The organism is Anaerobutyricum hallii DSM 3353 (genome assembly GCF_000173975.1).
In the GTDB taxonomy this organism is placed as follows: domain Bacteria; phylum Bacillota; class Clostridia; order Lachnospirales; family Lachnospiraceae; genus Anaerobutyricum; species Anaerobutyricum hallii.
The window spans coordinates 1-11,963 of sequence record NZ_ACEP01000077.1 but is presented as its reverse complement, the minus strand read 5'-3'; the positions used below and the strand labels follow the sequence as shown (position 1 = coordinate 11,963).

Sequence of the window (11,963 nt, the reverse complement as noted above, 5' to 3'; positions counted from 1 at the left end):
GGAGGTGGGGATTTGGGGACAGAAGCTGATGTATTCTGCTTACCCGAGAATATACGCAAAAGACAAGGAGGTTTTTGTATGAAGAACAACGACTCACCATTCCTGCTACCGGAAAGCATGACTGGAGCGACTGGTGGATCGTAAAAAAATCTACGGTTTTTAAAACAGGAACAAAAAAAAGAGAATGTTGGATCTGTGATAAAACACAAACGGTTTCTATTCCTAAATTAAAACCATTTGTGAAGTTAAATAAGAAAACTATTTCCTTAACTGCCGGAAAATCATATCGTTTAAAGGCATCTTATGCCAAAGGCGATTCTGTAAAAAAATGCAAATCTTCTAATAAAAAGGTTGCTACTGTCTCTAAAAAAGGAGTAATTAGCGCTCGACAAGCTGGTAAAGTTCGAATTACTATCTACACAAAATCCGGTAAAAAGGCAACCTGCAAAGTTACTGTTACTGCGAAAAAGAAAGCCGCTAAGAAAAGTTCCTCTAATAAGAGCGGTTCTGGTAGTGGTTCTTCAAAAACAAACGGCAGTACTGTTTATTGGACACCAGGCGGTGCAGTTTATCATCGCACACCAAATTGTCCGACTTTGAGTCGATCAAGAACGATTTATCATGGTTCTATTTCTAGTTGTCCGAAGAACCGCGGATGCAAGGTGTGCTTTTAAATTTTGATTTGCGCAGCAAAGGAGACACCCACAGGGAATATAATATCCTATGGGCTGTGTTTTGTCTGCCTAAACGAATTCAGAATTTATTCCAACTGGTTTTCTGAGCTGCCAACGCACAGAACTCCTGAAGATAAATAAAGCATATTTGTGGCCTCGGAGCAAGGTTTGGATGCGAGCGCTTTAAGCGAACATTCAAACTGCCGCGACTAAAGTCACAAATATGCTTTATTTAGCTTCAGGAGTCCGTCTGCTTTGCAGCCTCGCAAATCAGAAGCCGCTATGCTATCATTCCCCGAATGCTTCCTCTCATTTTGCGAATGAAAGAGATTACTAATCCAAGTACTGCACAGTAAAATATACCATTGTTTCCGGTAAATGCATGTAAAATCCACTGGCCGCCAGCCATTCCATTATATCCAAAAGTAAGGAATCCATCAATAAATGGAGTAAGTACCGTAATTACTAAGAATAATCCAAATGCGAAAATTCCTCTTCCGGTATCTATGTTTCTAAGTACTCCCATGTCCATTACTTTTTTAGAACCAAGAATCCACAGTGCTTCAATGATTCCAAACAGGATGAAGAAAGCACTTCCGCCGATAAATACAATGGTGTCTATATCTCTTGATGATGCCAGTCCCATAATTGTACTTACGCTGGTATAGTTCCAGACATTCTTAAAAATCTGTAATACAATACCAATCATTAATAAGGCGCAAAGCCAATGTAAACCGGTAAAAAGGATATTTCCTGCTGTCTTTACACTCTTTCCTACAACATTACCTGCTGTGGAGGCTGCATTTGACACAGCATCTCCACCACTACTTAAAGCGGAACGGCGCTTTCTCTTTGTCGTTGTTGTGTTTCTTGATGAGCCGCCTCTTTTATTCTTTATCGTGACTTTTACATTTTTCTGTTTGTCTTTTTGTTTCTGGTCTTCTTCCTCATCATATACCTTATATTCCGCATCAATGGATTCATTGCTTTTCTCTGTAGATGGCTCTTCTTTTGGAAGCGGAGCACCACAGTTCTTACAGAAATTACCTTCTGCTTCTGCACCACAATTGCTACAAAACATTATGTTCACCTCATTTCAAATATCTTGTATAATAATAAAGCATTTTTACACAAAAGAAAAGAGGGGAGGTTTCTTGATTTTTACCAGGGAGGAGACAAACCGAAGGAAGCATATCTCATATTTCCTCAGAGTTTCGTCTGTCAGTCTGTTTATCTCTCTTCACACAGGGACATTACCAAATGATTCATTACTTTTTCACACCTTATTATATCCCGAATCTCTACAAATTCATCTGGTTTATGTGCATACTGCAGGCTTCCTGGACCGTAGGACATACATTCTGTATTGTGCAGTCTTCCGGCGATGACTGCGGTATCTGTGTAGCCGGTAAAGGCTTTAACGACTGCTTTTTGTTTTGTTTCTGCCTCTACGGCTTCTTTTAAGTTTTTAAGAAGTATAGAATCTGGATTTTTCTCGATATATGGGCGGTTTCCCGTAATATCGTAGGAAATCTTTATTCCTGGTATCTGGGTTTCGATTTCTTTAATGATTTTATTAAAATGTTGAACAACGATTTGATCGGTTACCGGAGGTGCTAACCGGCAGTCAATGAAAATTGTGCAGGCATCTGGTACTACATAAGGCTGATAGCCGCCTTGAATCTGGCCAAATGTAATGGTAGAGTAGCCAAGTTCTTCATGCACTGGAAAATGCTCAAATATTTCTTGTATTTGTACGATAAACTTTGATGCTGCAAATATTGCATCCGCTCCTTTTTCTGGCTTGCTGGCATGAGCGGTAATTCCTTTTACATGAACGTGAAACCATAGTCTGCCTTTATGTGCCATCTGAATCTCACCATCCGTCGGTTCTAAGTCTAAAACATAATCTTCTTTTTTTACGAATTCCTGTTCTACGATATGGTCGGAGCCGGTCATATCGCCCTCCTCATCGATAGTGCATATCATTCGAAGCGGACATTTTAAAGAAATTTCTCCTTTTTCAAGGCGTCTTGCCGTCTTTTTAAAAGTCGCTAATGCACAGGCAAGTCCGGACTTCATATCGCAGCTTCCTCTGCCATACATTCGTAAAATTCCATTCTGCTCTTCTATTTCTGCTCCAAATGGATTCTTCGTCCACCCCTCTCCTACAACGACAGTATCCATATGGCAGATAAATATAAACATTGGAACTTCTTTGTATTTTTCTTTTATACTTTCTTCTTTTGTATTTTCCGGCCACAATGTGGCAATTACATTTTTTCTGCCATTTCCTACATCGTCAAGCTGGATTTCGCAGGAAGTATCCTTTAGATAAGCAAGGATAGCCTCTCTCATTGCTGCTTCTTCTGTTCCAGGATTTGTACTTTCTATTTTGACAAATGTTCTGGTAAGTTCAACACTCTCTTCATATGTTTCCATTTCTACTTATAACACCTCTCAAGAAACTTTCAAAATATTCGTATTATTCTGCTTATAAGTTTTGCTGCCCCTTTTGTATTTTTTTAGACGATGCTGCTTTTTCCTCTCTTTAAATATTTACCGTCTCCTCTTTCACCGAGGAATTCTCCGTCTTTTACAAGAATCTTTCCTCTCTGCATTACAAGGTCGATTTTACCTTCGATCTCTCGTCCCTCATAACAGGTATAATCGGCAGCACCATACATTTTTTTCTTTGTCATTGTCCATTTTTTCTTTGGATTAAAGATCACAATATCTGCATCAGAACCGACAGAGAGTGTACCTTTTTGTGGATAGACTCCTCCGACCTTTGCTGGATTGGTACAGGCGTATTTTACAAGCTGTTCCATGGAAATTTTCCCTTTGCACACACCCTCAGAATATAATAAAGATAATCTTTCTTCTACTCCCGGCGCGCCACTTGGACATTTTGTAAAATCATCTGCTCCCTGCTGCTTTTGCCTTTTGAAAGTAAATGGACAGTGATCGGTTGCTACAGTATCAATTTCATTGTTTTTAAGGCCATCCCATAATGCCTCATTATCTGCTGGCTTTCGCAGTGGTGGAGCCATCACTGCCTTTAACCCTTCAGATGAATCATCATACAAGTCATCTGTAAGCAATAGATACTGTGGACAAGTCTCCACTCCGATATGTTTCTGTCCTCGTTTCTTTGCCTGACGAATTTCTTCTAATCCCTCTTTTGTCGAAAGATGTACGATGTATACAGGAGCATCTCCTATAGCACTTGCAAGATATAACATACGGTTTACAGCTTCTGCTTCTGCTTCATTTGGCCTGCTTAATGGATGATATCTTACTTCTGTTTTCCCTTCTCCCACAAATTTCTTTCGGAAGTAAGATACGATACCATCATTTTCACAATGAACCGTAATTAAAATACCATCTTCTTTTGCCTGTTTTAATACACGAACGATGTCTTCATCAGAAAGTTTATAGTCATAGGTCATATAAATTTTAAAGCTGGTGATTCCCTCGTCTTTGACAACTTTTTTCATTTCTTTTAATATATCATCATTAACATGCTGAAAAACGCCGTGGAATCCGTAATCAACTACAGCATTATGATCTGCAAGCTTGTGATATTCCTTTACCTGATGCATCAGATTGCAGCCTTTTGGTCCAAATGCCATATGGTCAATGATAGTTGTTGTACCACCACAGGCCGCAGCAATCGTTCCTGTATAAAAGTCATCAATAGCCCTTGCAATCCCGACATCCAAATCCATATGTGTATGAATATCTACTGCACCCGGCATAACATAACATCCTTCTGCATCAATACACTTTGCTTCCGCGTCTTCTATGTTCGTATCGATTTTTATGATTTTGTCATCTTCTAATAACAAGTCAGCCAGAAATGTTTTTTCTTCTGAAGCAATGGTTCCGTTTTTTATAAGCCATTTCATATGTTCTTCTCCTTTTCGTATAATCATTACAAGTTGAGAATATAAAAGAATCCCGTTATCACAGTACAATCTGTATCAACGGGAAGTCTTTCTTTATAAGAACATATCGTAATGGCGGGTTTCCCTTTTCCTGATTCTGGCGGGTTTCCCTTCTCCTGATATGGTTCTCGTATGATTATTTTAACTATTCAGAATCAGGTGTATTTTTCATAAGCACTATAGACACTATAGGAGTTGATTCTGAATAGTTATTCATCGTAATTATTTCTCAGAAATTACAGCTACCGCTTCAATCTCTACTTTTGCGCCCTTTGGAAGAGCGGCAACCTGAAAAGCTGCGCGTGCTGGATATGGTTCTGTGAAAAATTCTGCATATACTTCGTTCATTGCTCCAAAGTCTGCAATGTCCTGAAGTAAAACTGTAGTCTTTGTTACATCACTCATATCTGCTCCTGCAGATGCAAGGATGTTCTTGATGTTTGTAAGGCTCTGTTTTGTCTGTGCCTTAATGTCTTCTCCAGCAAATTCTCCTGTCGCAGGATCTACTGGAAGCTGACCAGATACATAAATTGTTTTCTCTGCCTGTACTGCCTGGGAATATGGTCCGATAGCAGCAGGTGCATTGTCTGTATGTAATGCTTTATTCATAACATTTGCTCCTCTACTGATGAATTAATGTTCCCGTCTTTCCGGCAATTCCATCTTTTGCCTTCTCAAGTAAGGTGATAAGAGATGTTCTTCCCTCTCCAGACTGGGTAAATGCTACGGCTGCCTGTACCTTTGGAAGCATGGAACCTGCTGGGAACTCACCTTCTTCAATGTATTTCTCAGCAAGTTCTGGTGTAAGCTCGGAAAGTGCCTCCTGTTCTGGTGTGCCAAAATGGATGGCTACTTTTTCCACAGCAGTAAGTATAATCAGACAGTCTGCATTTAACTGTTCTGCAAGTTTCTCAGCGGCAAAATCTTTGTCGATTACTGCGGCTGCACCTTTTAAGTGATGTCCTCCTGTTTTAAATACAGGAATTCCACCACCACCACATGCGATGACAACGTGGTTGCTTTCTACTAATGCTTTGATTGTGTCAATCTCTACAATAGATACTGGTTTCGGGGAAGCTACCACTCTGCGGTAGCCTCGTCCGGAATCTTCGATTACCTTATAACCCTTCTCCCTTACAAGCTCATCTGCTTCTTCTTTTGTCATAAAGGAACCGATTGGTTTGGTTGGATTTTTAAATGCCGGATCATCCGGACTTACTTCAACCTGTGTAAGCATTGTCGCACAGTCTTTCTGAATTCCACGATCTAATAACTCTTCGCGAAGTGCATTCTGAAGGTCATATCCGATATATCCCTGACTCATTGCCACACATACAGATAACGGAGACTGTACATACTTTTCAGGATTTGATCTTCTGAGTTCTGTCATCGCATTCTGAATCATCCCAACCTGTGGTCCATTTCCATGCGCGATAACAATTTCGTTTCCCTCTTCAATTAAATCAGCAATCGCAACTGCTGTATTCTTTACGGCTTTCATCTGCTCTTCAAGGTTGCTTCCAAGTGCATTTCCCCCTAAAGCGATGACGATTCTTTTACTCACTCTAACTATACCCCCTGCGAATTAATAAACGACTTAAATTATTCACCGAAGTGTCTTGGGGTAGCTTTGTCTGCTAATGCTTCTAATGTTCCAGTGATATCTTTCTGTTTTGCAAGAAGAATCATAGCTGCGATGATGTATGGTTTGTAGCTTGCTTCTTTGTATAATGGATCACGGTATCTGTCAAATACAGAAGCTTCAACTTCTCCGTCTTTGCAGGATACACCATTGATGTCTGCTGGTAAGCAGTGAAGGTAGAGAGCTTTTCCGTCTTTAGTTGTAGACATAAGTTCTTCTGTACAGCACCAGTCTTTATGCTCTGCGTTCTGCGCAAGTAATTCTTTCTCTAATGCATCGATTCCAGCCTGGTCACCTTCTGCATATAAGTCTGTACGTTTTTCCATAGCTGCAAAAGGAGCCCAGCTCTTTGGATATACGATATCAGCATCTTTGAAAGCTTCTGCCATAGAGTTTGTCTTTGTGAAGCTTCCGCCGTTTTCTGCTGCGTTTTTCTTAGCAACTTCTTCTACCTCTGGCATGATGTCATATCCTTCTGGATGTGCAAGTACAACGTCCATACCAAATCTTGTCATTAAGCCAACAACACCCTGAGGTACGCTTAATGGTTTACCATAACTTGGAGAGTAAGCCCATGTCATAGCAACTTTTTTACCTTTAAGATTCTCTACACCACCAAATGTATTGATGATGTGAAGCATATCTGCCATACACTGTGTTGGATGGTCGATATCGCACTGAAGGTTAACTAATGTAGGTTTCTGCTCAAGAACACCATCTTTGTTTCCCTGTGTTACAGAATCTACTACTTCATGCATGTATTTGTTTCCTTTTCCGATGTACATATCGTCACGGATACCAATAACGTCTGCCATGAAGGAAATCATGTTTGCTGTTTCTCTTACAGTTTCACCATGAGCAATCTGACTCTTTGTCTCATCTAAATCCTGTACTTCTAATCCAAGAAGGTTACAAGCGGAAGCGAAAGAGAAACGAGTTCTTGTAGAGTTGTCACGGAACAAAGAAATTCCTAATCCAGATTCAAATACTTTTGTAGAGATGTTGTTCTCTCTCATGTAACGAAGTGCTTCAGCAACAGTAAATACAGCTTCTAATTCGTCATCTGTCTTTTCCCATGTAAGGAAGAAGTCTCCGTTGTACATTTCTTTGAAGTTTAATTTGTTTAATTTGTCAATATAACCCTGTAATTTCTTGTCCATTTTTATTCTCCTTATTTTGAAATACTCTTTTATTAACTTGTTTATTTTATTTATCTAAGGTAAAAAGATAAATTATTTAATGTCGTTATTTGTTTTTCCAGCGCGGAACTGTGAAACATCATCTGTCTTGTTGTCTTCGTTGTAAAGGTTTGCTGCTGCAACGTAAACTGCTGCACATCTTACTAAGTCATCTTTGTATGTGATTTCGTTTGGTGCGTGTGCCTGTGATTCAGCTCCAGGTCCGAATCCTACACATGGGATTCCGTAACGTCCCTGAATTGCTACACCGTTTGTAGAGAATGTCCATTTGTCGATTAATGGACGGTTTCTAAGTTCTTTTCTAGAATCTGGTCCCATACGTTTATCTCCGAAGAGTCCCTTATGAGCGTCTACTAATGCCTGAACATGAGCAGCATTTTCTTTGTTGATCCATGTTGGGAAGTAACATTCTGTTTCGTATACTTCTCCTGTCCATGATGGACGGTCATACATATACATGGAAACTTTAACATCATCACCGTATTTCTGAACGCTAGGAAGTGCGCGGATTTCGTCTAAGCAGGAATCCCATGTCTCACCAGCAGTCATACGACGGTCGATGGAGATTGCACAGCTATCTGCTACAGCACAACGGCTAGGAGATGTGTAGAAAATCTGAGATACTGTACATGTTCCTCTTCCTAAAAACTGTGCATCTTCGTAATGTTCTGGGTTGTATTTAGGGCTGAGCATCTTAACAAGGCCTTTGATGTCTGTGCTTTCGTCACATCCGTTGTTATTTAATGCTCTTACATCAGCGATGATGTCAGCCATCTTGTAAATTGCATTGTCTCCTCTTTCTGGAGCAGAACCGTGGCAGGAAACACCTTTAACGTCTACACGGATTTCCATTCTTCCACGATGTCCTCTGTAAATACCACCATCTGTAGGCTCTGTGGAAATTACAAACTCAGGAACGATTTTGTCTTTGTTGTAAATGTACTGCCAGCACATTCCGTCACAGTCTTCTTCCTGTACACTACCAACAATCATAATCTTATAACCTTCTGGAATGAGGTCTAAGTCTTTCATGATTTTAGCACCGTATACAGCACTTGCCATTCCACCTTCCTGGTCAGAACCGCCACGTCCGTAGATGATTTCATCTGTTTCATATCCTTTGTATGGATCCTGTTCCCAGTTATCAATGTTACCGATACCTACTGTATCAATGTGAGAGTCGATTGCGATAATCTTTTCGCCATCTCCCATCCATCCGATAACGTTTCCTAATCCGTCAACTTCTACTTTATCAAAGTTTAACTTCTCCATCTCTGCTTTGATGCAGGCAACAACTTCTTTTTCCTCACAGCTTTCGCTTGGATGAGAAATCATCGCACGAAGAAATGCTGCCATGTCTGCTCTGTAATTTTCTGCTGCTTCATTAATTTTCTGAAAATCTAATGCCATTTTTATCCTCCTAAATATTGCATTCATCTACAGTTGGTAAATTTCACGGAGTCTGAAAATTGGGAATATTAATTTCTCTCCGACCACACTGCCCTTAAATTTTCTTTATTTCATTTATCTAAAAGATATTTTTATACGGTTGGGTATTCGCCGCCCCATACAATCTTCTTATATTTATCAGGGTCTGTATCTCCCTCTGTGGAGAACATGAGCACCTGACTGGAGTTATCTAACTCCAATGCTTCTCTGAGTTCTTTGTAAGCATCGTCTGTCATAATAGAAGAAATAACTCCCATTCCTACCGCTCCGGATTCTCCGGATGTTACGGATGGATCTCCTTTTACTGGAGCTGCAAGCATTCTCATACCCTTTGCAGATACCCAGTCTGGACAGGAAATAAATGCGGAAACATGGTTTCTTAAAATATCCCATCCAATTGTATTTGGTTCGCCACAGGCAAGACCTGCCATGATTGTCTGAAGATCTCCACCAACGATTCTTGGTTCGCCATCTCCAGCTTCTGCTCCTTTATAAAGGCAATCTGCTGCGCCAGCTTCCATTACGATAAATTTCGGTGGGTTGTTTGGATAAAGGTTTGCAAAGTAACCAACAACACCGCCTGCAAGACTTCCCACACCTGCCTGTACAAATACATGAGTAGGTCTGTTTACTTCTACTTCTCTTAACTGCTCTGCAGCCTCACCAGCCATACTTCCGTATCCCTGCATAATCCAGGAAGGAATCTCTTCGTATCCGTCCCATGCAGTATCCTGAACGATAACACCATGTGGTGTCTCTGCTGCTTCTTTTGCTGCAAGTCTTACACAATCATCATAATTTAACTCTTCGATTGTTACAGAAGCACCTTCTTTCGCAATATTATCAAATCTTGTCTGTGTGCTTCCCTTTGGCATATGTACAACGGCTTTCTGTCCAAGCTTATTTGCTGCCCATGCAACACCACGTCCATGATTTCCGTCTGTTGCAGTAAAGAATGTTGCCTGTCCAAAGTCATCGCGGAACTTCTTGCTTGTCAGATAATCATATGTCATCTCACTAACATCTTTACCCATCTCTTTTGCAATATATTTTGCCATTGCGAAAGAACCGCCAAGTACTTTGAACGCATTTAATCCAAAACGATAGCTTTCGTCTTTCACAAATAAACCGCCGAGTCCAAGCTGTCCAGCCATTCCATCAAGCTTTGCTAATGGTGTTACTGAGTACTGTGGAAAGCTGCGGTGAAACTTTCTTGCCTGATTTACATTATCAAGTGCCATTACCGCAAGATTCTTATCTTCATTCTTTGGCATCTGATTCAAAATCCATTTGATTTTCTCCATTGTTTTCCTCCATAAAAATAGTCTACAAACTTTTTGTTAGGTGTAATGAAAAGTTTTTTGTTGTCTTTATTATAGTGGTATAACGGCAGATTAGCAAATTCTTCTTTGGAGGTATTTGAAAAGAGACGAAGGTGCTGAAAACAAAGAGCCCCTATCTGTGACTTTCTTCGTTACGAGAAGATATCTAGTCAAAAATTCCTCCTTAAATATATTGATTTTGACTCCGTTGTAAAAAACACAAAAGTCGCAAAATCAATATATTTAAGGAAGAACTTTTGACCATATCGTACTCTGGCAACTCCGAGACCACAGATAGAGGCTCTTTGTTTTCAGCACCTTCTGACTTTGGCAAAATATAGGAAAGATAAATTTGTTATCTACGAAAGAGATTTGGGGGGTTCGTCTGTTTATCTATTACATCTGTTTTACCTATTCCTCTTCTTTCTTTTCCAGCATATGGCTTTCGAGAAACATTTTCTCGAATTTTTGTTCTGAAAAACTTATGACCTGTTCTTCAAATCTCTGGCAGGTGATCAAGAACTGACGGCCGTCTTCAGTGAGGAAGGTTTTTCCTCCATTTCGTCCGCCTCGGCGTCTTTTTACGACAGTATAGCCGAGTTTGTCTTCTAGTTCATTAATCATATCCCAGGCTTTTCCTGGAGATAATGCCATTGTATCACAGGCTTTTCTTACATTATTCAAGTCTTCTATTAAAAAAAGTAATAATTTTAAACGGGCATTGAAGAACGGGGTTTCGTGTCCAATTCCAAAAGTAAGGATTGGATGAAGGATGGATTTATTATGTTCTTCAATCCGGCTTTGCAGTTCATCATCCTCCTGATTAAGTGATAATACTCCAATATCATCTACCTCAACAAATACTCTTCTGCCTGCATATTTTTCGATGGCTCCCCGCAGTCCGTTTTCACCATCATAGGCAAGGATATCAGGAATCATTTCATTGGAAATGAGCACTGGATGCCCAGCTTTTTTCTTATAAGAAGGTACGACGATATCATCGTGATATTTTCGCATCTCCACGATGGTCTTCGGAATGAACATGGGGGCATTTACCGGGGTAAATACAACACTTAAGCATTTATCCTGTAAATAAGAAAGACCAGCTTTTACCGAATGAAATAGTTCTCTCTTTTCGTCCGACTCTTCTAAAATTAAAAATACTACATTAAGATTATTTAGCTGATATCTGCTCTCGTAGTCATCAGCTCCTACAACTACTACTATTGGAAACAGACCTGCCTGCTGCATGGAAAGGACAATTCTTTTAATAGCTGGAATCTTTCCCGTCTTTCGCAAAGGATGTGCGCTCTCCTTACTTGCCGCTGCAATAATTCCGCCTACATTGCTAACAAACATAGTTTTCTCCCTTTTCTTTCACAAATTTACTTATTTGTAAGTATTATAAACTATAGTACCAAAAAAAGCTACATTTCTGTAGCTTTTTTAACAAATTTTTTATTTAAAATAGGGATTATAATTAATTTACTATATTATTTCTATATTATTTCATTTTGTAAAAGAAAAAGATAGAAATACAAATTTTATCACTTATCGTCCTATCTGTTTACTGATAAGATGATATTTTATAGAGTTTTTTACTTTATGTTTACAGATGAAATCAGCATTAGCTGATTTCACGATAGCATGTTTGAAAAATAGTTTCAGCAAGATGTACAGATTGATTTTTGATTTTTCAAACACGCTATCAGAATTACTCTTCTTCT

The 11,963-nt window shown here is 39.5% G+C and carries 10 protein-coding genes; 1 reads left to right on the top strand and 9 read right to left on the bottom strand.

The genetic code is table 11. The annotated features are described in order from the left end of the window. Nucleotides 1–74: 74 nt before the first annotated feature. On the top strand, nt 75–674 hold the full coding sequence (locus EUBHAL_RS07375) for an Ig-like domain-containing protein (RefSeq protein WP_005347327.1): 600 nt from the start codon (nt 75–77) through the stop codon (nt 672–674). A 280-nt stretch (nt 675–954) separates the two neighbouring features. Here the strand turns inward: EUBHAL_RS07375 and EUBHAL_RS07370 are convergent, their stop codons facing one another. The 9 genes from EUBHAL_RS07370 to EUBHAL_RS07330 form a co-directional block, all read right to left on the bottom strand. Then, complete coding sequence (locus EUBHAL_RS07370; RefSeq protein WP_005347326.1) at nt 955–1,755, bottom strand: zinc ribbon domain-containing protein; 801 nt, start codon at nt 1,753–1,755, stop codon at nt 955–957. A 149-nt stretch (nt 1,756–1,904) separates the two neighbouring features. Further along, on the bottom strand, nt 1,905–3,116 hold the full coding sequence (locus tag EUBHAL_RS07365; protein ID WP_005347325.1) for a M20 family metallopeptidase: 1,212 nt from the start codon (nt 3,114–3,116) through the stop codon (nt 1,905–1,907). Nucleotides 3,117–3,199: 83 nt separating this feature from the next. Next, nucleotides 3,200–4,585, bottom strand: coding sequence for a dihydropyrimidinase (gene hydA / locus EUBHAL_RS07360; RefSeq protein ID WP_022170435.1), 1,386 nt, complete (start codon nt 4,583–4,585; stop codon nt 3,200–3,202). 261 nt (nt 4,586–4,846) lie between these two features. After that, on the bottom strand, nt 4,847–5,233 hold the full coding sequence (locus EUBHAL_RS07355) for a RidA family protein (protein WP_005347323.1): 387 nt from the start codon (nt 5,231–5,233) through the stop codon (nt 4,847–4,849). Between the two features lie 13 nt (nt 5,234–5,246). Beyond that, complete coding sequence (gene arcC / locus EUBHAL_RS07350; RefSeq protein ID WP_334290886.1) at nt 5,247–6,197, bottom strand: carbamate kinase; 951 nt, start codon at nt 6,195–6,197, stop codon at nt 5,247–5,249. A 29-nt stretch (nt 6,198–6,226) separates the two neighbouring features. After that, nucleotides 6,227–7,426: a knotted carbamoyltransferase YgeW gene (ygeW, locus tag EUBHAL_RS07345; protein WP_005347318.1), complete on the bottom strand. Its 1,200-nt coding sequence runs from the start codon at nt 7,424–7,426 to the stop codon at nt 6,227–6,229. Nucleotides 7,427–7,498: 72 nt separating this feature from the next. Next, entirely contained in the window at nt 7,499–8,875 is a 1,377-nt protein-coding gene (locus EUBHAL_RS07340) for a YgeY family selenium metabolism-linked hydrolase (protein WP_044922484.1), read from the bottom strand. A gap of 131 nt (nt 8,876–9,006) precedes the next feature. Further along, complete coding sequence (gene dpaL / locus EUBHAL_RS07335; protein WP_005347315.1) at nt 9,007–10,218, bottom strand: diaminopropionate ammonia-lyase; 1,212 nt, start codon at nt 10,216–10,218, stop codon at nt 9,007–9,009. 429 nt (nt 10,219–10,647) lie between these two features. Continuing rightward, nucleotides 10,648–11,595, bottom strand: coding sequence for an NTP transferase domain-containing protein (locus EUBHAL_RS07330; protein WP_005347313.1), 948 nt, complete (start codon nt 11,593–11,595; stop codon nt 10,648–10,650). Nucleotides 11,596–11,963: the final 368 nt, after the last annotated feature.